Source organism: Vibrio sp. SCSIO 43135 (assembly GCF_023716665.1).
Lineage (GTDB): Bacteria > Pseudomonadota > Gammaproteobacteria > Enterobacterales > Vibrionaceae > Vibrio > Vibrio paucivorans.
In genome coordinates this window covers 1,448,076-1,471,667 of the sequence record NZ_CP071859.1, presented here as the reverse complement: position 1 = coordinate 1,471,667, position 23,592 = coordinate 1,448,076, and the positions used below count along the sequence as shown (strand labels likewise).

Sequence of the window (23,592 nt, the reverse complement as noted above, 5' to 3'; positions counted from 1 at the left end):
AGTCGATGAACAACGAAAATCAAGCTAAGCCGATAGTACTAGTCGTGGATGATATTCCAGACAACATACACACCCTTTCAGGCATATTGTCTGATGATTTCACCATTAAAGCCGCGACCAGTGGTGCTCGTGCACTTAAAATTGCAAATAGCACTCCAAAACCTCACCTCATTCTATTAGATATCATGATGCCTGAAATGGATGGTTATGAAGTCTGTGAACAATTGAAATCTAGCCCTTTCACCGCGGATATACCGATTATTTTCGTCACCGCTAAAGCAGAAGTCGTTGATGAGCAAAAAGGCTTTGAAATGGGTGCAGTGGATTACATCACCAAACCCATTAGCCCGCCGATTGTGAAAGCACGTGTTCGCACACACATCGCGCTGTACGACCAAAACCTAGATCTGTCTATCAAAGTTCAACAGCGTACTGAGCAGCTCGAACAAAGCCGTTTGGAAATCATCCAGCGCCTAGGTCGCGCCGCCGAGTACAAAGATAACGAAACCGGCATGCACGTCATTCGCATGAGTCACTATGCCAAAATCCTTGCCCAACAACTCGATGTCAGCAAACGCTGGGTAGAGCTGGTCTATCAGGCTGCTCCGATGCATGACATTGGGAAGATTGGTATACCCGACAATATTCTCGGTAAACCTGGCAAACTCGATGGCGACGAGTGGGAAGTCATGCAACAGCACGTAAAAATCGGTGGTGACATCATCGGTGACAGCGACTCTCTGTTACTTCAGATGGCACAAGAAATCGCGCTCTATCACCATGAAAAATGGGACGGTAGCGGTTACCCTCACGGCCTTTCAGGCGAAGCCATTCCACTTAGTGCTCGAATTGTCGCCATTGCCGATGTTTTCGATGCACTGACTAGTGAACGTCCTTACAAAAAAGCATGGCCTATTGAAAAAGCAATCGGGCTGATTCAAGAAGAAGCCGGAAAACATTTTGACCCGAATTTAGTGCCGATTTTCATCGATAAGCTCGATGAGCTATTGGTAATAAGAGACTCTTTCCAGGATAAGTTTTAACTATCGAGGTTTTTAATGAACCAGACTCAAGATTACGCGTGGGACTCGAAACGTATTTTAACGGGCTTTATATTAGCCTCGGTACTGCTGGTCATTGCTGGAAGCATAGGCTGGTATAACCTAAACCAACGCTTCGATGCTGTGGATTATTATGCCAATAATGCGCAGCTAATTTCGTCTCTCGATGAAGTTAAGATCCATGAACAAAGTTACGTTCGGCTCTCGGACCCTACCATTGCGAAACAGACATTCGATACGTTAGAAAAAACGCGTCAAGCTGCTAGTGTAGTCGTTGAGCAAGGGATGGATGAAGAAATCCTTAACCTGATCGACCAATACCAGCAGCAGTTTTCTCAATACATTGAGTTAGACCGTGCGCAGGCAGACAGTCGCTTAGAGATAACGGCTAACGGTGAACTTGCTTCTGACGCAATCGAAAAAATGCGTCAGCATTACGAAACACATACTGAGCAACAAATGGCTGAGGTCAGTACCTTGCGCGGTAAAGTCACTCAAAGCTCGGAGCACACCCTACTTTCTCAAAAGCTGGTTAGCCAAATCGCTAACGTACAGTATCACGAGAAAGCTTTCTTGCTCAGTAACGACTTGAACGATTACGGTCAAATTCAGTTCGAACTGCACAAAGCAGAGCAACTCGTCGAAGAACTACAGCCACTACTCACTGACCCTGTAAGCCAACAAAAAATGGCGCTAGTCATCAACGCCAAAAACCGCTATTTGACATCGTTAGTGTCGCTGCGTGGTATTCGCAGCATGGATGATAAAATGAAAGCGACCATGTTCGGCCACGTCGACAGGGCTGGTGCAGAATTTAACCGCTCAGCAAGTGCACTGCGTGAATATCAACATGAACTACTGGATCAATACCAACGCAACGTATCCGATAAACAAGTAGAGATCAGTAACCAGCTCGCATTTAGCGCCAACCTATTGTCGATTCAATCTCTCATCAGCGACGCTCAACAGGCCGACCGAGATTACTCCTTATCACTGACCGCGACTAGCCAACGCCAATACTCTCAAGAAGTGATCGGCTATCTAAACTATGTGTTAAAACTTACCGCTAGTTTGGGAAATCAAACTCACGACGATGTGGGTGCGACCACTTTACAAGACATTGAAAACAATACATCACAGTACCTAGCATTATTTGAAAACCTAATCAGCCAACGCGAAGATACCAATACTCAATTGGCGAAGCTAGACAGCGTTTATCAGCAGCTAGATTCACTCATTTTACCTACCTACCAAACACAATTAAGTGTGGTCGAATCTTCTGGCAGCATCACCACGTACCTAGCCATTGGCGGTGTTACGTTCTTAGCCACCTTACTATTACTCGGCTTGCTGGCAAATAAATCCCACTCGGCGCTAGAACGCTTTGCCGATAAGCTAGAAATTGCTAGAGATGAAGCTGATTCTGCCAACCAAGCTAAATCGGACTTCTTGGCTAATATGAGCCACGAAATTCGCACACCAATGAACGCGATCATTGGTATGAGTTACTTAGCGTTGAAAACAGATCTGTCTCGCGCACAACGAAACTATATTCACAAAGTTAAGCTCTCGGCTGATTCGCTGCTTGGCCTCATCAATGACATCCTAGATTTTTCTAAGATCGAAGCCGGTAAGCTGGATATTGAAGCCGTAGATTTCCATTTAGAGAACGTTCTCGACAACATCTCTAACTTAGTCGGTCTGCGTGCTTCGGAGCGAGGATTAGAATTACTCATTCACATCGAACGCGACGTGCCCACTACCCTCGTCGGCGACCCTCTTCGCTTAGGTCAAATCTTAATTAACCTCGCCAATAACGCGGTGAAATTCACAGAGAAAGGCGAAGTGAAAATTTCTATCGCTGTAGAACAACGGGACGGAGATAACATCACCCTGAAGTTCGCAGTTTCTGACAGCGGCATCGGGATGACTCAAGAACAAGCCGCTAAGCTGTTTAGTAAATTCACTCAGGCGGATACCTCCACTACCCGCAAATACGGTGGGACTGGTTTAGGCTTAGCTATCAGTAAAGAGCTGTGTCAACTGATGGGTGGAACCATTTCAGTGGAAACAGAGCAAGGAAAAGGTTCTACGTTTACGTTTACTACCCAACTCCAAGTGAGCCAAGCTCTGACGCAAGAAACTATCAAAGTCCCAACTTCGCTCGGGAATCTTAAAATCCTTGTGGTGGATGACAACGCTAGTGCCCGTATCATCGTCAACGACATTCTTGAATCACTAAACTTCCAATGCCATGCGGTTCCAAGTGTTGATGAAGCAATGCAAGAACTGACGCAAGCATTGGATTCAGAACCTTATGGTCTGGTCATTTCTGATTGGCAAATGCCGGGTAAAGACGGTATCGATCTGGTCGAAACCATCCAGACAGAATTCACAGACAAGCAGCCAAACATCCTTATGCTTACCGCGTATGGTCGCGAAGAATTGGCTGAAGCACTGGCACTGCGCAACTTGCCGACCACGAGTATTCTCGATAAGCCTGTGACATCGTCACACTTATTTGATGCCATCGTTAGCCTCTATGGCATCGAAAGTGGCCGTGTTAGCCGAAGTGATATCGAAGAACAAACGCAACTAGCTAACGTTCAGCAACTTGCTGGCTCTCATTTGCTATTAGTTGAAGACAATGAAATTAACCAAGAGCTGGCAACGGAGCTACTCGAAGGTCAACAGATTAAAGTCACGATTGCTGAGAACGGCCAACAAGCCATTGATATGTATAAAGCACAAGACTTTGACGGCATTTTAATGGATTGCCAAATGCCGATTATGGATGGCTATGAAGCAACCGAGTTCATTCGTACCAAGCTCGATGATAAGAAAATCCCTATTATCGCGATGACCGCTAATGTAATGGAGCGAGATAAGACCAAAGCCAAAGAAGCTGGTATGAACGACATAATCGCCAAGCCAATCGATGTGGGTTCTATGTTCAGTACCTTGGCAAAATGGATAACACCATCCGCCCCGGTTTCAACCGTTAGCCAACAACAAACCCGACACAATGATATCCCGAACATAGAGGCCGCGCTTAAAGTAGAAGGTCTGGATATCAAACTCGGATTAACTCGAGCCAACCAAAACTCGCAGCTGTATCTCAAACTGCTTAATCGTTTTGTAGCCGCCTACTCTGACGGTGAAAATGTGGTGCGAAATATAAAATCAAGTGACGACGTAAGCTCAGAGGAATCCACACGCTACGTGCATACGCTCAAGGGCGTGACAGGTAACATTGGGGCAACTGAGCTACATGAGTTATGTGTTAGCTTGGAGGCTACCCCATCAGACGAAAAACTTATCGCTACAGTAACTCAACAACTAGAGGCTCTCACCAAGCGGATAGCCGAAGCGATTACCCCGCTTACAGAGCAAACGGAAGATAACTCAGACCAAGGCATAGACCTTTCGATTGTTACCGCACTTAGAGAAGCCATTGAACAAAATGACACTCAAGCACTATCCATATTGGGCGAATTAAAGTCTGGTTCGGTGATAGGGTTAAACAATGGCGAATTTGTTCAGCTCACCAATGCACTGGAGGAGTTTGACTTTGATTCAGGCCTTGAAATTCTCAATAAAGCTTCATAGTCCTGACTACTGATAAGCGAGATACGTTTAGGGGAGCTATAAAGGCTCCCCAAATTTTTTGCCACTTGTTCTAGCCTCTCATATTGCTAGGCCTTCGCTGGCAGTGAGTTCAAGCGACGTGTATAAAATGACCTTGCACTTATTGTTCTCAACAGCAGTGAAAACGACCTTTAACTCCGGAGATAACCCATGCTCGATAAGATGGCCTTCTTTGTATATGTAATCCGTTATGGCTCTATCTCCTCCGCGGCACGCAAGTTCAACGTATCGGTGTCTGCTGGTAGCCGCTGGTTACAAGAGCTGGAACAGCACTTCGGCACAACATTATGTCATCGCTCCAACCGCTTACTCGAAGCGACGCAGGCAGGACAAACCTTGTATGAGGAGTTCTCCCCATTAGTCGATAGCGCGGAGCGTATCAGCCGTCAGTTGGAAGACTTTCAAGACAGCGAAAAGGGTCAGATAAACATTGCTTGCACGCCTGTGTACGCCAATCATTACTTAATGGATAAGTTGGCAGAGTATTCCAAGCGCAATCCCAAAGTCACCTTCAATATTAATGTCACGCCTTGGGCGCTCGACCATGCAAGTAGCAGCGACGTAATGATTAGTGCCAACGCGCATTTCCAAGGCTACCGCGAAAAAGATCTCATGTTGGTTAAACGTGAGTTGATGAACTGTCCATTTACCGTCGTCGCTTCCCCTCAATATCTCAGCCTGCATGGCACACCAACTAAGCCAGAAGAGCTACAAAACCATGCTTGTCTCGTGGCCACAACGTTAACGGGCAGCAACGATTGGATATTCAGGCAAACGGAAGAAAACCTGATTTTGAAAGTGCCTAAAACCATCGAAGTGAATGACAGCGATCTTCTCTTAAGCGGCGCACTAAAAGGCGCTGGAATTGCCTACCTTCCCCAGTTTGTGGTCGAAGAAGCCGTTGCCAAAGGTGACCTCATCACCCTACTTAACGAGTACGAAACTAGCCTTTGGAGCTTGAACCTTTATTACCACGCACCTCAAAAAGCGTCTCCAGTCGCAATTAAGTTCAAAGAGTTTTTATTGCATGGCTAGCTTCCTCTGATAAACCCTCTTATCTACAAGAACCTTACTTTAAAGACTTTACCCTGAACGCTCTCTCACCACCGCTTTGCATTTTTGCAAAGCGGGTTTGAAATCTTCGCTATATAACAATTTCATTGCACTTTTTACACTGAACCTTGTACCACGATTACGGAGTAAACAAGGTTATGGAACGCATCTACATTGTCGCAGCGAAGCGCACACCGATTGGAAAATTCAATGGCTCTTTAGCCCCACTCTCCAGCATTGAATTAGGCGCTCACGCGATGAAGGCAACATTGCAGCAAGCCAACATAAACCCCGAGATTATTGACGAAGTGATCGTCGGCAGTGTGCTCACCGCTGGCATTGGAATGGGCCCTGGGCGCCAAGCGGCACTGAAAGCAGCTATCCCCGAGTCTGTGCCAGCGTATACCCTCAACATGATTTGTGGCAGTGGTATGAAAGCTATCTTGGACGCAGCAAGCCATATCCGTGCTGGTGATGCAGAAGTGATCATGACCTGCGGTATGGAAAGTATGTCGAACGCCGCTTTTGTCTCGAGTGGCGAAATTCGTCGTGGCTACCGCCTAGGTCATCAGACTCAAGAAGATAGCATCCTCAAAGACGGCCTAACCGACGCCTTTCACGGTTACCCTATGGGGGTTACGGCCGAAAACATCGCAAAAAAGTTTCAAATCTCTCGCCAAAGCCAGGATACCTTCGCACTGAATAGTCAGCAAAAGGCAATTGCTGCAATTGAAAATGGTCACTTTGATGCTGAAATTGCCCCTATAACAGTTGAAGATAGAAAGCATCAATATGATATGAAGGTAGACGAGTACCCAAAAGCCGATTGTTCCATTGAAGGCCTGCAAGCACTTCGGCCTGCATTTGATCAGCAAGGTAGTGTGACAGCAGGTAACTCGTCCGGAATCAACGATGGTGCATCGGCGGTATTGCTCGCATCAGAAAGCGCCGTCAAGCGCTACAACCTAGCCCCTCTTGCAGAGGTGGTAGAATATAGCCAAGGCGCTATTTCCCCAGAGCTCATGGGGTTAGGCCCTGTCCCCGCTATCGAGAATACACTGACTAAAGCAAAACTATCTCTAAAAGACATCGAAGTGTTCGAACTGAACGAAGCCTTTGCTGCGCAAGCGCTGGGTGTCGTTCATTCTCTCTCTGAACAGCACCAAGTCGCCCCCGATTGGTTACTGAATCGAACTAACCTTAGTGGCGGCGCTATTGCACTTGGCCACCCTATTGGCGCCTCCGGCAACCGAATCGTTACAACCTTAGTTTATCAACTGCGACGTACAGCCAAAAACTACGGCTTAGCATCGCTGTGTATCGGCGGCGGTATGGGCACAGCTTTAATTTTAAAGCGCTGTCAGGGAGTTTAAATCATGAACAAAGCAGCGACATCGGAACAAATTTCGCAACGACTACGCGATGGAATGACCATTATGATTGGTGGTTTTATGGCTAACGGAGCGCCCGAACGCCTGATCGACTTATTGATCAAAAACGATATTAAAGACATCACTCTAATCACAACCGATACCGGCTCTCCGGGGCGTGGATCGAGCCGACTTATTGCCGAAAAGCGAGTAACCAAGCTGTATGCTTCGCATATTGGGACTAACCCAGAAACCGGCAAACAGATGAACGAAGGAACACTGAGCGTCGAGCTGGTTCCTCAAGGCACGCTCGCAGAACGTATTCGTAGCGCTGGTGCAGGATTAGGAGGCGTGTTGACCCCAACAGGATTGGGCACGGTAGTCGCAGAGAACAAGCGAGTCGTTGAAGTAGGCGGTAAACCTTACCTACTCGAAGAGCCGCTAAAAGCCGATTTAGCGTTAATTCGAGGTTCTAAAGTCGACCAACGAGGCAATATTTTCTACAGCAAAACCACCCGAAACTTTAACCCGTTAATGGCCACAGCAGCTGACATTGTCATCGTAGAACCTGAACAGATCGTCGAGCTTGGCGACATCATGCCTGAAGCAGTGCACACCCCTAGCCTATATGTAGATTACATCTTTATGGAGAATCAGTAATGACAATACAACTCGATAAAGACGTGATTCGTCGCAGGATCGCTTGGCGTGTTGCGAAAGAAATGAAAGATGGCGACATTGTTAATCTCGGTATTGGGTTACCAACGTTAGTAGCAAATGAAGTGGATTCGAATATTGAGCTACTACTGCAAGCTGAAAACGGCTTGCTCGGCATCGATAAGCTCGCCAGTGAAGAAGACTCAGACACTGATCTAGTCAACGCTGGCGGCCAAAGCATTACTGCAATACAGGGCTCTTGTTATTTTGATAGTGCAGACTCGTTTGCCATTATTCGCGGTGGACATGTAGACACTACTGTACTTGGAGCGCTGGAGGTGGACCAACAGGGGAATCTTGCCAACTGGATCATACCCGGGAAAATGGTGCCCGGTATGGGTGGTGCCATGGATTTAGTCGTTGGGGCAAAGAAAGTCATTGTAGCAATGGAGCACACTGCGAAAGGGAAAGCGAAGTTGCTAAAGCATTGCACTCTGCCACTCACGGCAACTGGGCAAGTCAACTTGATTGTTACTGAAATGGGGGTCTTCAGAATCACTGAACTAGGGATGGAGCTTATAGAGCTTGCCCCTGAGTTTTCTGTTGAAGACGTTCAGTCACATACCGAAGCGAACCTTATCGTATCTTCAAACTTGATTCCGATGCCGATTCCAGGCTAACCACCAGCGGGATCAAAAAGAGGAGCACTAAGCTCCTCTTTTCTGTTCAAGTCACCAGCGAGCTAGCGCCTATTGCGGTTTGAACCAATCTAATTTCTCATGCAGAGACGTCACACTGCCCACAACAATCAAGGCTGGGCTGATTGCTTGCTCAGCTAGAGACGGCAACTCACTCAGTGCACCGGTAAAAACGCGCTGTTCAGCTCGAGTACCCTTCTCGATGATGGCACACGAGATATCTGGCGATAGGCCATGCTTCATCAAGTTTTCAGTGATCACTGGGCACTGCTTCAGTCCCATATAAAACACAAGGGTGTTGTTCGATTGAGCTAATGACGGCCACTCGATTTGCTGACCATCTTTTTGTAAATGCCCAGTGATAAATTGAACACTCTGAGCATGGGAACGATGAGTCAGTGGAATGCCTGCATATGCGGTAGCACCCGCTGCTGCTGTAATGCCCGGTACGACTTCAAAACGAACACCATTTTCAGCGAGCTCTTCTAACTCTTCTCCACCACGACCAAATATAAACGGGTCACCGCCTTTTAAGCGTGCAACATGTTTGCCCTCTTTCGCTTTGTCGACCAGTAGTTGGTTGATCTTATCTTGTGGGACAAAGTGAAAATCGAGCTTTTTACCAACGTATATCATTTCAGCGTTTTCATTTGCCAACGCTAAGATATCTTTCGAGACCAAACGGTCATAAACAACAACATCAGCTTGTTGAATAATGCGAGCACCTTTTACGGTCAATAAATCCGGATCACCCGGCCCCGCTCCAACCAAAGATACAAATCCTTTTTCCGCTCTTTGAACGTCCGATTGCGACACTTCTGACATGCTATGCTCCGAATACGATTCGATACCTTCCGAATCTTCAATTATTTCTAGCGCAAGGCTTTCAAAGAAACCCTGCCCTGACTGCTGGTTTAGATTATCAGGATTTCACACTTAATTCTGATTAAGAAAGAAATATTTATAACAAAACGATCTATCTGCGTGGAATCCAAACTAAAAAGCCCCAAGCGGTCACTTGAGGCTTAATCTATCTTGGGTAAGTAAGATGAACCTTACTTGGTTGCAAGAGCTGGTTCTGCGTTTGCTTCTTCAGCTTGGTTGCTTAGCACTTCACTATCAATAGAAGGTGCAGTTTTTGCGTGTGTTAGGTAAAGCGGGATACAAGTAAATAGTAGACCACCAACAATGTTACCAAGGATGGTTGGGATTAGGTTGAAGTTCAACCAAGTTGCAATACCGAAGTCAGCACCCAAAATCATGCCTAGTGGGAATAGGAACATGTTTACTACAGTGTGCTCAAACACTAGAGCGAAGAAGATAAAGATAGGTAACCACATCGCCGCTACTTTGCCTGATACAGTGCGAGCCGTCATATTACCGATAACGCCTAGACACACCATTAGGTTACAGAAAATGCCGCGTACGAAACACGTAATCCAGCCGTCCATGCCCATGTTTTCAAAACCAACTGTACGTGCCGTTGAAACCGCGATGAACTTGTTAACCACTGCGCTTGGTTCTAGAGAAAAGTTACCCGTTAGTGAAACGGCGACTAAGAAAGCGACAATCAGTGAACCAATTAGGTTACCTAATCCCACAAGTCCCCAACAACGGAAGATACGGCCCCAAGTGATACCTGGACGGTTTTCAAATTTAGCCAGCGGCGCTAGACCAAATACACCAGTTACTAGGTCATAACCCATCAAGCTCAGAATAACGAAACCGACAGGGAATACCAAAGCACCAACAATGCCGATACCCGTTTGAACAATGGTAGTAATCGCTACAACAACCGCTAGAGATAGGATGATACCTGCCATTGTGCCGCGTAATATGAGATCACGAGTGCTGGTTTTGGTTTTGGCCTCACCAACATCAATCATGGTTTGAACAAATTCAACAGGTTTTAAAGCAGACATAAATGCGTCCTTACTAAAAGTTTAAAAATTAAAAGTTAAAATCGGATAGGGAAAGGCTCTAGCATTAAGGAAGCTAGAACCCTTGAACTATCAAATCTTATTACGCAGCGATTTCTACCGAGCCTTTGCTTACGCGGGCCTTGTAGGCTTTAACGCTAAACTGTTCGTCTTCCATACAAACACCCGTGCTCAAGTTGAAACGTTGCTTTTTAAGCGGGCTTGCCACCCACAGCTCACCTTGATGTTCCACAATCAAACCACGAGATAGTACGTTTGATTGGAAGAATGGGTCAGTATTGCTGATCGCTAACACTTCTTCAGCTTGAGAGGGGCGAAACACTGCGACTTGCTCTCCGTCCACCAGCGCACACACGCCAGTACCCGGGATGATGTCTTCAATTTTGCATACTTTGGTAAATGCCATGATGTCGACTCCCTATTAAACCGTTTCTACGTGGATGATGTCGCCTTGGTTTTTCAAAGCAATATCGTCTGAGTGTTTTTCCATGTATGTTGCAGGACGGTGCTGAGCACGCTCCTGAACAAACACGACATTGTCATCACGCTTTTCAGAGTTAACGAAGTGAGCAAAACGTTTTAGCTGTGCTTCGTCGTTTATAGTGTCAGTCCACTCACAACGGTACTCTTCAACCAGCTTCGCTACATCTGCTTCTAGCTGTTCGTTGATGCCTAGCTTGTTGTCGATAATGACTTCACGCAGGTAATCAACACCACCTTCTAGGTTTTCCATCCAAACTGACGTGCGTTGTAGTGGCGCAGCCGTACGAATGTAGAACATCATGAAACGGTCAATGTATTTGATCAGCGTTTCTTGGTCTAAGTCAGTCGCAAGCAAGTCAGCGTGGCGCGGCTTCATACCACCATTACCACACACGTACATGTTCCAGCCTGCGTCGGTAGCGATGATACCCAAGTCTTTACCCTGTGCTTCCGCACATTCACGAGTACAACCAGATACACCAAACTTCATCTTATGAGGAGTACGAATACCTTTGTAACGGTTTTCGATCATCACACCAAGACCCACTGAGTCTTGAACGCCGTAGCGACACCAAGTTGAGCCAACACATGTCTTCGCCATACGAAGTGCTTTTGCGTACGCTTGGCCTGTTTCATAACCCGCAGCAATCAGCTTCTTCCAAATCTCTGGAAGGTCGTCTTTTTGAGCACCGAATAAACCAATACGCTGAGCACCCGTCACTTTCGTGTAAAGGTTGTATTCTGCCGCAACATCAGCCAATACGCTCAGTGCTTGAGGAGTCACTTCACCACCCGCCATACGAGGGATTACAGAGTAAGTCCCGTCTTTTTGCATGTTACCTAGGAAGTTGTCGTTGGTATCGTGCAGCTTAACCAACTCAGGTTTTAGAATGTGCTCACCCCAGCAAGACGCTAAGATTGAACCAGCAAGTGGTTTACAGACTTCACAGCCATAACCTTTACCGTGCTTCTCTAGTAACTCTTCGAATGTTTTGATTTCTTCAATACGAATCAAGTGGAACAGTTCTTGGCGAGAGTATGCAAAGTGCTCACACACATCGTTTTTCACTTCAACACCCGCTTTTGCAAGCTCGGCATTAAGTACTGATGTCACCAATGGGATACAACCACCACAACCGGTACCCGCACCTGTTACGGCTTTAATGTCGCCAATAGTGTGGTGACCTTGAGCTACCGCTTCAGCAATTTTGCCTTTCGTTACATCAAAGCATGAACAGATAACCGCTGATTCTGGCAGTGAATCCGCGCCCAATGTTGGCTTTTCTGCACCAGCGTGAGCAGGAAGGATCAATGTGTCTGGGTGTTCTGGCAATTCGATTTCATTGAGCATCAGCTGAAGTAAATCGCCATAATCTGACGTATCGCCAACCATTACTGCGCCCAGAAGCTTCTTGTTGTCTTCAGAAACAATCAAGCGCTTGTAGACTTCTTGCTCTTCGTTTTGATAAACGTAGCTCTTACAACCAGGTGTACGACCGTTTGCGTCACCAATTGAGCCAACTTTAACGCCCAGTAGTTTTAACTTCGCTGACATATCAGCGCCTTCAAACTTACTCTCGTTACCAACAAGATGATCAACTGCAACCGTTGCCATTTTGTAACCTGGCGCGACTAAGCCGTAGAACGTACGATTCCAAGAAGCACACTCACCGACTGCATAAATGTTTTCATCGGTAGTTTGACAGAAGTCGTTAATCTCGATGCCACCACGAGGTGCAATACCTAGGCCCATCTGGCGCGCTAGCTTATCTTGAGGGCGAATACCCGCCGAGAAAACGATAAAGTCAGTTTCTAGTTCCGTACCGTCAGCAAATCGCATTACGTTACGAGCGCTTTCACCTTCTGGAACAATTTCCAGCGTGTTTTTGCTGGTGTGAACCTTAACACCCATGCGCTCAATCTTCTGACGAAGTTGATCACCACCCGCTTGGTCTAACTGCTCTGCCATCAGCTTTGGTGCAAACTCTACAACGTGAGTCTCCACACCTAAAGCTTTAAGCGCACCCGCCGCTTCTAAGCCAAGCAAGCCACCGCCGATAACAACACCGCTTTTACTTTTCTTCGCCGTAGCTTCAATCGACTTTAGGTCTTCGATGGTACGGTAAACAAAGCAGTCTTTGCTTTCGTTACCTTTAATTGGTGGGACAAATGGGTAAGAACCAGTGGCAAGGATTAGCTTGTCGTATTGGATTTCACGACCTGTGCTCGAGTAAACAGTCTGTTTCTCACGGTTAATATTAATCGCACGTTCACCGATTAGAATATTAATACCGTGTTTCTCGTAGAAACCTTCTTTAACTAGAGACAGTTCATCAGCAGTATGATGAGAGAAGTAAGAAGAAAGATGGACACGATCGTACGCGACTCGAGGTTCTTCACAAAAGACCGTGATATCCATATTAGATACATCGGCTTTTTCGACTAAATCTTCGATATAGCGATGGCCTACCATACCATTACCAATAACGACTAGCTTCAAATTGCTCATAGGAATTCCTGACGGTTATTTTTCTTAGCAACCGTTTCCGTAAGGAAACGTTGCTTAACTGACGCCATTTTCAAATGTGAAAGAAAATGAATACATGATGTAAATCAATTACGAACTTGAACTACCCCAAAGGGGTAGATGGATAGCTCAAAAGGTGTACTAAATAACACGAATTCAACAAATATTGATGGTAATGGTTATCAATGCGCTTTTTCCAACTAGAAATACACATACGTTTTGTGTGCTTTTATTACATATCGGAAAGAAAGTTTTTAAATTTAATCTTCACAATCTTTCATTAATGCTGATAAACCGCTTACGGTGAAGCATGTCGCAACACTGTTTGTTTATTACTCAATCTGGCGCTAAAAATGCATCTCAAATCATTACGTTTACTTTGCCTCCCTGCCCAATACATTAAGGAGATTGTGATGAGACAACTAAATCAGTTTCTAGTCGCTTGTTTTTTAAGTGCATTAGCCCTGGGTTGTAGCAGTATTTCTCAATACCTGATGCCGGTAGAAAAGTTCGACATTGCCGCTTATATGGGCACTTGGTATGAAGTTGCCAGATCAGATAGCCGCTACGCTCAAGGTTTAACTCACACCCGAACCCAATTCGTCGTCGATCAAGATGGCGATATTAGAGTAATAAACAGTGGTTGGAGTGATGAAAGTCAGCAATGGAAAGAAGCCATTGGCAAGGTAAGACTGGGAGAAGATCAAACCGTCGGACAGCTGCACGTATCGTTCTCTGGCCCATTTTACGGCCGATATGTCGTGTTTTATTTAGAGCCCGATTACTCTACCGCCTTAGTGACAGGAGACAACGACCAATTCTGGCTATTGTCCCGTACCAGCCACCTGCCCGACTACAAAATGAATAAATACCTAAGAATCGCCGAGCAAGCTGGGTTCAAATCGGAGCAACTAGTGTTTCCGTTTGAGGAAGCCGAGCAGCCATACCGAACGAACTAAACGCTTCGCTTTGATTTTAGTGACTCGCCAATGAGTGATTGGCCTTCGGGGTGCAGTATCGAGAAGATGAGTCAAAGCTTCATGATCGAACGAAACTTCTCCTCCGTGTGCGGCAAGAACTTTAGGCGAATTCAGGTCGTAGATCCGCTGTAAAGACTGACGATACTTGTTGGGATGAAAGATAGGAAAAGGCGCAATTAACTTTCGTTTCACCATCACCATTAGGTCGCCAATATAAACCATCCCCTGTGATGGGCAATGGAGTGATAGATCCCGGTCTGTGTGGCCGGGCGTTTCTATAATACACCAATCTTCGAACCCAGGAATCGCATCGCCATCGGTCACTTTATAATCCGGATTAAGCTTACGTGGGTACCACAGTAAGGTGCGTCTGGCGCCCATTCGATTAGCCATCCATTTCGCGAGAGCAAGATCGGTGAGGTGCATCAGAAAGCCATCAAAACCTGAGTACCAATCTTTGTCTTTATCTGCTGAAACTAATTTGCATCCCGTTTTCTTACGCAATAGGTGAGCCCCACCAGCATGGTCTGGGTGCATATGCGTCACCACCACCACTTTTAAGTCTGTAAATGGGCGCTGTAAGGTCTCTTCAATGAACAGCTTTAGATAGGGAATATCGGCTCGGCTTGCCCCGTCGAGTAGCATGAGCTTATCGGGATACTCCACCAAATAAATCGTTTGAATGTAGCCTTTTATCGTATGAACTTGCACTGCGCTTCCTTGCGAACTCCTCATCAGACCAGTTCAAGTTAGCACTATTTTTCCCTTTCAACAAAATCTCAACCACAACTCTGTGACACGTCAACGACACCACATTAATCTCGACGCAGGTCAAAAATAGCAACAATTGGCCAAAAAGAACTATAAATGCCACCTATACGTTTGATACAGAACGACTAGTATAGAGATTAGACACATAGCATAGGTAAGCCGATGAAAAACAATACGTTATTTTGTTATTACCACCCACGCATCGCTCCGTTTCTCTTGATAGTGGCTAGCTGGATCGTCTCGGCAACATCTTTTGCTCAACACGCCCCAGCCAGCAAACAAGTGCCAGACCTCAACAGCATCCAACAGTATGTTGAAAGCATCGAGTCACATGACAAAGCCATGTTTAGCCTTGTGATTAACGATAAAGGGCGTGTGACATATCAGGCGCAATCTGGGTTTATCTATGAAGAAAAGCATTGGTTTTCTAGCGATGAACCCATAGCAGCAAACGAAAGTAGCCAATACCAAATTGGTTCGATTACCAAAATGTTTACTGCTACCTTAGTTTTTCAGTTAATTGAACAAGGTAAGCTGTCATTAGGTACGCCGCTTAGTCAGTATTTTCCTGAGTTTGAAAACGCGAATGACATTACCATCGAAATGATGCTGTCGCATCGAAGTGGTTTGTTTAACTACACCGACTCACCCAGTTTCAACTCTTACTACACTCAAACTCTGTCGCAACAAGAGCTCATTAAACACTTGCTGAAGAACCCGGGTCACTTTCCACCCAATACTCATCAAGAATATTCCAACACTAATTACGTTCTGCTTGGCTTCATTATCGAGCAGGTCACGGGCAAAAGTTATCAAGAAAACTTACGCCGCAACATCACTGACAAGCTGGGACTAACATCCACCATGCTGTGTCTTGATTACACTGAATGCGGCTATCAAACCGTTTCTTATAGCTACTTAGCTGGCCAGTGGGAAGCACTACCACGTTGGTCTCCAACCGTATCAGTCGCAGCTGGTGCCATGATTTCTACACCCAGTGAGTTAACCGTCTTTATGCGCGCGCTGTTTAACGAAGAGCTGATTTCTCAGCAATCACTGAAAGATATGAAAGGACTAACCAGCCCATATGGATCGACAAAAGGCATTTGGAGCATTCCCTACTTTCACCACCATGCATGGGGTCATAGCGGGCTAATAGAAGGGTTTCATTCGCAATTGATTTACATCGATCACCTAGATATAGCGATCGCATTCAATGCCAACGGGCTCAACACCAAAGTCAACGAGATCATGAAAACCATCATTGGCCTGTATGTTGGTAAAGAGGTTGAGATCCCTAACTACGATAGGCCAACCATTAAACTGACTAAAAGTGAGCTAGAGAAGTTTGTTGGACAGTTTTACTCCCACACTTGGCGTGTCGATACTAAGTTGTTTATCGATGGAGAACAGCTAAAAGCACAATGGACAGGGCAACCTGCTATAGCACTGTCACCACTAAGCGACTTCGAGCTTGAAAACAGAGATTATGGCGTACTGTTGAAATTTGATGTGTCCCCTTCAGGCAAGATCAACTATCGGCGTATGGTTTTGCACCAAAACATCTGGGAAATTGACTACTACAAGAAGTAGTGTTCTGTTTTCAAATCAACAAAGGGCGATAACACGCCCCTTTCTACTATTAGCCTGTACTCTAACATTAGACTGCACCTCGTTGTGCGCGGACATCATTTAGCTACTTGGCTAAACCCGTCGCTGTCGCCACCGCTTCCACATCTTTGGCCACGTTGGCGGCGATAGCATTGAGTGTCGCTAACTCGTCTTCACTAAACGGGTGATGCAGAATCGATTCCGCTCCATGAGCCCCCACCACTGTTGGTAAGCTCAATACAACATCTTTCAAACCATAATCACCATTCAATAGCGTAGCGACAGGCAATACTGAGCGCTCATCAATTTTAATCGCTTGTATGATACGAAACACGCTTGCAGCAATCCCATGGGTAGTATTCTGTTTACGCTTAAAAATCTCGTAACCTGCTTGTTTAACGGATTCAAGCAATTCATCCGCGCAGATACGCTCGATATGATTGGTATCGCAGTAGTAATCTGCAGGCTGCCCAGCAATGCTGATTAAACTCTTTGGAGTAAAACAGTGGGCTCCGTGTTCGCCTAGTACATAGCCAAACACATTTTTAGGGTCCAGATTGACTCGGTTTGCCACTATCGACATAAGGCGAGCAGTATCAATAACACAACCACTGCTGATCACTTTAGATGCTGGGAGCTGGGTATTCTTAGCAATAAAATGGGTAACAATGTCACATGGGTTAGATACAACGATGAGTGTCGCATTGGGTGCAACACGTTCTACTTGCTTCGCAATATCAACACCAATCTTGGCATTAATTTCAGCAAGGTCCATACGAGTTTGACCTTGTTTAATCTGCGCGCCAGCGGTAATGACGACAATGTCGGCACCAATTAGGGTTAAATAGTCATCGGTGGGTACTATATGGGTGTTCTTCGAAAACGTGAGGGCGGCGGTATGACGAAAATCAAATACCTCTCCTTCTGCTCTATCAAGGTTCTGATCCAATAAAACCAACTCACTCACACTACCTAAAGTCAGTAAGTAATTGCAGATCCCAACACCAACGGCTCCCGCGCCAATCACACCAATTTTCATCTTCTATCCTTGAGTCTCTTTAAACGCAGCAAACACGCTGCTAAGGAAGGCAATATCACCTTTCAAAGATAATAGTTTACTAACAAATCTGCCAATTACTCTAATTTAATTTTGCATTAGAGAATTTTACTGGCATTTAGAGCTAGTAAATAAAGAAAGTACAACTCAATTAACTGGGAATAGGATGCCCTAGCGCTCCAAGTATCAAGTCAAACGTTTTCTTGGCAGTAAACGTCCATCAGTTCGATATAGGATCAAAGACAGTAAGATCAAACTGCAGCCCACCACTTTACTGGTCGACAGCACTTCGCCATACCACAGAATACTCAATATCACCGTCCAAAGAGGCTCTAGTAACATAATCAAGGCCGCATTACCTGGAGTAAGCCCTTTTTGCCCCATCGTTTGCATCACGTAACGAAGGCTGGTTGCAAGTAAAGTGCTTAGCGCAAACCACCCCCATATCGACGCAGACACTGTTTCTGGGAACTGCTCGGTAAAATACGACAATGTTAAGGTGAGGCAACCTGTCACAAACAACTGAATACATGTAAGCAAAAGGACTGGCAGCTTCTGAGAGAACTTACTATTAACGTTGAAATGAAGCGCCAGCATCGCCGCACATCCCATAAACCAAAATTGGCTGCTCGATTGTTGCCAGCCACCAGAGAGCGACAAAAACGCTAATCCAGCAATCGCGATAGGCATTGAAAACCAAAAAATACGTTTTGGTTTTTCACGAAACAGTGCCCAAGCGACAATAGGTACTATCAGCATGGAAAGACTGATGATAAAAGCGCCCTCGCCCAAGGTATCGCTGATCGAAATGGCGTGTATCCAGTTCATCAGAGAACCAGCTAAGAGACAGCCAACTAGCGCCGCTGCACCAATATCCTTCCATTTAGCTCGCAACAGATCCTTAAAACATAATGGCAGTAAACACAAAGAAGCGATCAGAAAACGTAAGCCGATAAAACCAAAAGGAGGCAATCCTTGAATGGCCTCTTTCGAGAAAATCCAACCAAATGCAGCCAACAGAGTCGTGGCCACTAAGATAAGTGCAGCTTTACGTTCAGTATTCAATGTCTACGCTCGGGAAGTTGTACGCTCAATAGGATAGAGAGCGGGAATATCACAATCATTGCAGTCAGAAACCGCTGTTGCATCATGCCAAATTTGCACAATAGTTGCGACAAACTTCGCACTCATTCATTGATAATGTCGCATTGTTTCCATTTGCCATCATCCGAAATAATCACTGTGAAATCCGTCACTAATAAAACCTATTAACGTGACCTATGTAACGCGATCCATAAATCTTTCATACAGATGAAATTTTACACTCACGAATCTGCAATAAAACTCCACCAACATAGCGTCAAACGAAACACAGAATGTCTCGTTCGAAACTCACAAGGAAACTGACATGAAAAAGCTATGTTCTAAAAAACCAGGTGCTAAAACATTCGGGTTTAAGTCACTGTCTTTTAGAAATAAATGGTTGGCTGGTTTACTGACAGCAACTGTTTCTGGGACAACATTTGCTGCAACTGAAATTACTTGGTGGCATGCGATGGGAGGCCAGTTAGGCGATACCGTAAACCAAATCGCTACTGACTTTAACGCTTCACAAGACGACTACAAAATCACACCAGTTTATAAAGGCTCTTACACCGAAACACTGACAGCAGGCATTGCTGCTTTTCGTGCAGGGCAAGCGCCTAACATTCTACAAGTCTTCGATGCTGGCGCTGCAACCATCATGACAGCTCCGGGCGTTGCTAAGCCTGTACAAGACATCATGGTAGAGTCTGGCTACCCATTTCAGTCGAAGGATTACCTTGCTGGCGTGAGAAACTTCTACGCCGATAACAATGGCAAAATGATCGGTATGCCATTTAACAGCTCTACGCCTGTTCTTTACTACAACAAAGACATCCTAGCTAAAGTCGGCGTTGAAGCGCCAAAAACCTACGAACAACTTGAGCAGGTAGCGCAGAAGCTAAAAGACAAAGGTTATGCAAGCTTTTCACAATCGCTGACGCCATGGATCATGTTCGAGAACTTTAAATCGCGTCATAACCTTCCGCTGGCAGACAAACAAAACGGTTACGATGGTTTGCCAACCAAGATCATGTTCAATACTGAAGACATGCTGATGCACGTCAAGAAGCTAAAAGAGTGGTCAGACAAAGGTTACTACAAGTATTACGGCAGTGACTGGGACGCAAACCAAACACCTTTCGAACGCCAAGAAGTCGCAATGTGGATGGGTTCATCAGGTTCATTTGGTGGTTTAAGAAACCGAGTACAATTCGAGTTGGGTACCACTTACCTGCCTTACTGGGAATCGGTTAACCCTAATGCAGGCCATACCTTCATTGGTGGCGCAGCGCTGTTCGCTCTGAACGGCCACAAATCTAACGAAGACAAAGCCGTGGCGGCCTTCTTTGAGTACCTCACTCAACCAGACACACAAATGTACTGGCATAAAACAACAGGCTACGTACCAGTCACTAACGCAGCTTATGAGTTAACCAAGCAATCGGGTTACTACAAAGAACAACCAGATGCTGAAGTTGGCATTAAGCAGTTGAGCCTCACATCTGGTGAATGGACGAAAGGCTACCGTTTAGGTTACTACACGCAGATCCGAGAAGTGATGCACCGCGAGTTCGACAACATCTTCGCGGGACGCTCTAGCGTGGAAAATAGCCTAGACAAAGTTGAAGTAGAAAGTACCCAGCTTCTGAAACGCTTTGCTCGCACGGTTCAATAATCCCCTCTCCCAGCCCTTGGGGAAACTCAAGGGCTGTACTTTCATCATCATTTGGATACTGTTGTGGAACGTCGTCAACAATTTCATCACTCTGCGCTGCCTTATCTCTTTTTAGCGCCTCAAATCGTCATCATTGCGGTGTTTTTTATCTACCCCGCAGCGCAAGCTGTCTATCTCTCTTTTATGCTAGAAGACCCGTGGGGGCTTTCGTCTACATTCGTCTGGTTCGAAAACTATCAGATTTTGTTCGAATCTAGCGACTACATCGCTTCAATTGGCTTTACGTTACTCTTCGCGGTTGTCGTGTCATTTTTCTCGCTCGCGATTGCTCTGTTACTGGCAGTCAAAGCCAATAACATCATCCTCGGCCAAGGTCCTTACAAGGTCACGTTAACTTGGGTATACGCCGTTGCTCCTGCAGTAGCGGGCATTATTGGCGCCTTTTTGTTTAACCCTCATATTGGTGTGCTGAGCGACTTCTTCAGCTACATCGGTTGGGAGTTTAGCTTCCAAACTGACCCAGTTGATGCCACTTTGGCACTGATTTTAGTCTCTGTTTGGAAGCAGGTTGCCGTCAACTTTGTGTACTTCTTGGCAGGGCTTCAATCGATTTCTCTCGCAGTAAGAGAAGCAGCAATGCTCGATTGCGTCAGCGACTCAAAACGCTTTTGGACCATCACTTTCCCACTACTGGCACCGACTGGTTTTTTCCTGTTGGTTATCAACCTGACCTACGCATTTTTCGAAACGTTTGGTGTGATCGACACCATGACTTCAGGAGGACCTGGTGGTAACACAACTTCACTGGTTTACAAAGTTTACCGCGATGGATTTGTAGGTGCCGACTTAGGTGGAAGCTCTGCTCAGTCTGTTGTGCTGCTGTTGCTTGTTCTCAGCCTCACTTTCATCCAATTCCGTTTCGTCGAAAAACGCGTTCACTACTAAGGAAAGACCATGAAAAGTAACAAACTTTCCGACCACCTAATTCTGATTGCTGGCGCGATGTTTATGGTGGTACCTATTTGGTTGATATTTGCCAGCTCAACGCATCAACCTAACACAATCATCAGCGAAGGTTTACAGTGGTGGATCGGCGACAATTTTTCCGCGGTTTATCACGAGGCTTGGAACCGTAGCTTAGGCTTTGCAGGCGATGTTACCGCTCGTACCATGATCATAAATTCACTCATCATGGGCCTTGGGTTTTCAATTGGTAAGATCCTTATCGCTCTGCTCGCCGCTTATGCTCTAGTCTACTTCCGGCTACCTTACGCATCGGCGTGGTTCTGGCTAATCTTCATCACCCTGTTGCTTCCACTGGAAGTTCGCATTATTCCGTCTTACGAAGTGGTATCAAAGCTTGGCATGCTCAATAGCTATACGGGACTGATACTGCCGTTGATTGCTTCTGCCACCGCGACCTTTTTCTTCCGTCAGTTTTTTAAAACCATACCCGACGAACTCATGGAAGCGGCTCAGTTAGACAACGCAGGGCCAATTCGATTCTTCATCGATATTTTACTTCCCCTATCTAAAACCATGATGGCGGCTATTTTCATCATCATGTTCGTGGTGGGTTGGAACCAGTACTTGTGGCCAATCATGATGACCACCGATGAAAGTTACAACACCATCGTGATGGGCATAAAACAAGTACTCAACAGCATAAACGAAACCAGTACGCCTCGTTACGACTACGCATTTGCCATGGTCATTCTTGCCATGCTTCCTCCAGTCATTGTGGTCGTGGTATTTCAACGTTGGTTTGTAAAAGGATTAGTCGAAAGTGAAAAATAACCAAAACATCCAATCTATTTCAGTGAATCAAGCACAGCAGGAGTTCAGCATGTTGGAGCTCAACCAACTGGTTAAGACCTATGAAAATGGCCACAAGGCAGTTAAAGGAGTATCACTCGATATCAAGCGTGGTGAGTTCATTGTCCTTGTGGGGCCATCCGGCTGTGGTAAATCTTCTATCTTACGTTCGATTGCAGGCTTAGAAGAGATTACTGGTGGAGAAATCCACCTTGGGGGCAAACGTGTCGATACCGTAAAACCCGCCTTGCGCGACATCGCGATGGTATTCCAAAACTACGCCCTCTACCCTCACATGAGTGTCTACGACAACCTAGCCTACGGCTTAAAGAACCGAGGGGTTGATAAAGCAACCATCGCGACCAAAATCACCAAAGTAGCAAAGACGCTTAAAATCGAAGAATACCTAGACCGAAAGCCGGCGAAGCTCTCAGGCGGCCAAAGACAGCGTGTTGCAATGGGGCGAGCAATCGTACGCGACCCACAACTGTTTTTGTTTGATGAACCCTTATCGAACTTAGATGCAGCGCTACGCGCGCACATGCGCCTAGAAATCAAAAAGCTGCAGAGAGAGTTAGGAGTAACCAGCGTCTATGTCACCCACGACCAAGTCGAAGCAATGACATTGGCAGACCGTATCGTGGTACTGAATCAAGGCAAAATTGAACAAGTGGGTACACCAAGCCAAGTCTATCACCAGCCAGCAAGCCAGTTTGTTGCAAGCTTTATGGGCAGCCCGGCCATGAACTTCATCCCTGCGACGCTCGACGAGGGATACTTAGAGTTTGGTGACAAACAGCTCTACCTTGCCCAATACCGTAATGTGGTCAGCCAAGATGTGATGATTGGCGTTCGTCCAGAGCATGCAAGTACCTCTCATATTGATAATGCCTTAGCTCTAGAAATGGCAATAAATGTCATTGAACCACTCGGGCCAAATCAATTGGTTCACGGCTCTGTTGCTAAACAACCTTTTATCGCAGTCACTGCAGAAGTTTCGTTCGATATTAGTCAGCCACTGTCTCTGCATGTAAGTCAGGACAATTTGCACCTATTTGACTCAAATGGGCACCGACTATGCCCTGTTGTGAATGCACAGCAAGCCATCGCTTAAGCGAGATAGAAGACATTACGATGAGCAACGAGACATCGAGATAAAG

19 protein-coding genes are annotated in these 23,592 nt (G+C 45.8%); 12 read left to right on the top strand and 7 right to left on the bottom strand.

The features are described 5' to 3' along the window. Positions 1-5: 5 nt before the first annotated feature. From J4N42_RS06710 to J4N42_RS06685, 6 genes are all read left to right on the top strand, one after another. Positions 6-1,043: a response regulator gene (locus tag J4N42_RS06710; RefSeq protein ID WP_252030652.1), complete on the top strand. Its 1,038-nt coding sequence runs from the start codon at positions 6-8 to the stop codon at positions 1,041-1,043. Positions 1,044-1,058: 15 nt separating this feature from the next. Then, the gene (locus tag J4N42_RS06705; RefSeq protein ID WP_252030651.1) at positions 1,059-4,670 is read left to right on the top strand and encodes a response regulator; all 3,612 of its coding nucleotides are present in this window, start codon (positions 1,059-1,061) and stop codon (positions 4,668-4,670) included. A 189-nt stretch (positions 4,671-4,859) separates the two neighbouring features. Next, complete coding sequence (locus tag J4N42_RS06700; RefSeq protein WP_252030650.1) at positions 4,860-5,744, top strand: LysR family transcriptional regulator; 885 nt, start codon at positions 4,860-4,862, stop codon at positions 5,742-5,744. A gap of 176 nt (positions 5,745-5,920) precedes the next feature. Further along, entirely contained in the window at positions 5,921-7,135 is a 1,215-nt protein-coding gene (locus tag J4N42_RS06695; protein WP_252030649.1) for an acetyl-CoA C-acetyltransferase, read from the top strand. A gap of 3 nt (positions 7,136-7,138) precedes the next feature. After that, positions 7,139-7,792, top strand: coding sequence for a CoA transferase subunit A (locus J4N42_RS06690; RefSeq protein WP_252030647.1), 654 nt, complete (start codon positions 7,139-7,141; stop codon positions 7,790-7,792). Continuing rightward, positions 7,792-8,469, top strand: a complete 678-nt coding sequence (locus J4N42_RS06685) for a 3-oxoacid CoA-transferase subunit B (protein ID WP_252030646.1) — start codon at positions 7,792-7,794, stop codon at positions 8,467-8,469. Before J4N42_RS06690 ends, J4N42_RS06685 begins: the two co-directional genes overlap by 1 nt. 69 nt (positions 8,470-8,538) lie before the next feature. Here J4N42_RS06685 and cobA read toward each other — a convergent pair whose 3' ends face one another. The 4 genes from cobA to nirB form a co-directional block, all read right to left on the bottom strand. Then, entirely contained in the window at positions 8,539-9,312 is a 774-nt protein-coding gene (cobA, locus tag J4N42_RS06680; RefSeq protein WP_252030645.1) for a uroporphyrinogen-III C-methyltransferase, read from the bottom strand. 230 nt (positions 9,313-9,542) lie between these two features. Then, positions 9,543-10,409 (bottom strand): formate/nitrite transporter family protein, encoded by an 867-nt coding sequence (locus J4N42_RS06675; RefSeq protein WP_252030644.1) that lies wholly within the window; start codon positions 10,407-10,409, stop codon positions 9,543-9,545. Positions 10,410-10,509: 100 nt separating this feature from the next. Next, a complete protein-coding gene (gene nirD / locus J4N42_RS06670) occupies positions 10,510-10,833 on the bottom strand; it encodes a nitrite reductase small subunit NirD (RefSeq protein WP_252030643.1) in 324 nt (107 codons plus the stop codon). A gap of 15 nt (positions 10,834-10,848) precedes the next feature. Beyond that, positions 10,849-13,419, bottom strand: coding sequence for a nitrite reductase large subunit NirB (nirB, locus tag J4N42_RS06665; RefSeq protein ID WP_252030642.1), 2,571 nt, complete (start codon positions 13,417-13,419; stop codon positions 10,849-10,851). Between the two features lie 431 nt (positions 13,420-13,850). Here nirB and J4N42_RS06660 point away from each other — a divergent pair, with 431 nt between their 5' ends. Beyond that, positions 13,851-14,396: a lipocalin family protein gene (locus J4N42_RS06660; RefSeq protein ID WP_252030641.1), complete on the top strand. Its 546-nt coding sequence runs from the start codon at positions 13,851-13,853 to the stop codon at positions 14,394-14,396. Here J4N42_RS06660 and J4N42_RS06655 read toward each other — a convergent pair. Further along, the gene (locus J4N42_RS06655; protein ID WP_252030639.1) at positions 14,349-15,128 is read right to left on the bottom strand and encodes an MBL fold metallo-hydrolase; all 780 of its coding nucleotides are present in this window, start codon (positions 15,126-15,128) and stop codon (positions 14,349-14,351) included. The two genes, J4N42_RS06660 and J4N42_RS06655, sit on opposite strands and share 48 nt — an antisense overlap. A gap of 222 nt (positions 15,129-15,350) precedes the next feature. On the opposite strand from J4N42_RS06655, the gene J4N42_RS06650 reads away from it, so the two are divergent. After that, entirely contained in the window at positions 15,351-16,781 is a 1,431-nt protein-coding gene (locus tag J4N42_RS06650; RefSeq protein WP_252030638.1) for a serine hydrolase domain-containing protein, read from the top strand. A gap of 103 nt (positions 16,782-16,884) precedes the next feature. Here the strand turns inward: J4N42_RS06650 and J4N42_RS06645 are convergent, their stop codons facing one another. Together J4N42_RS06645 and J4N42_RS06640 are read right to left on the bottom strand one after the other, a co-directional pair. Continuing rightward, on the bottom strand, positions 16,885-17,838 hold the full coding sequence (locus J4N42_RS06645) for a lactate/malate family dehydrogenase (protein WP_252030637.1): 954 nt from the start codon (positions 17,836-17,838) through the stop codon (positions 16,885-16,887). Between the two features lie 204 nt (positions 17,839-18,042). Further along, positions 18,043-18,921, bottom strand: a complete 879-nt coding sequence (locus tag J4N42_RS06640; protein WP_252030636.1) for a DMT family transporter — start codon at positions 18,919-18,921, stop codon at positions 18,043-18,045. A gap of 343 nt (positions 18,922-19,264) precedes the next feature. Between J4N42_RS06640 and J4N42_RS06635 the strand changes: the two genes are divergently transcribed. The 4 genes from J4N42_RS06635 (at position 19,265) to ugpC (ending at position 23,546) form a co-directional block, all read left to right on the top strand. Further along, a complete protein-coding gene (locus tag J4N42_RS06635) occupies positions 19,265-20,617 on the top strand; it encodes an extracellular solute-binding protein (RefSeq protein ID WP_252030635.1) in 1,353 nt (450 codons plus the stop codon). A gap of 63 nt (positions 20,618-20,680) precedes the next feature. Next, on the top strand, positions 20,681-21,562 hold the full coding sequence (locus tag J4N42_RS06630; protein ID WP_252030634.1) for an ABC transporter permease subunit: 882 nt from the start codon (positions 20,681-20,683) through the stop codon (positions 21,560-21,562). A 9-nt stretch (positions 21,563-21,571) separates the two neighbouring features. Continuing rightward, positions 21,572-22,414, top strand: a complete 843-nt coding sequence (ugpE, locus tag J4N42_RS06625) for a sn-glycerol-3-phosphate ABC transporter permease UgpE (protein ID WP_252030633.1) — start codon at positions 21,572-21,574, stop codon at positions 22,412-22,414. After that, positions 22,404-23,546 (top strand): sn-glycerol-3-phosphate ABC transporter ATP-binding protein UgpC, encoded by a 1,143-nt coding sequence (gene ugpC, locus J4N42_RS06620; protein WP_503034725.1) that lies wholly within the window; start codon positions 22,404-22,406, stop codon positions 23,544-23,546. The genes ugpE and ugpC overlap by 11 nt, the downstream gene beginning before the upstream one ends. Positions 23,547-23,592 lie beyond the last annotated feature (46 nt).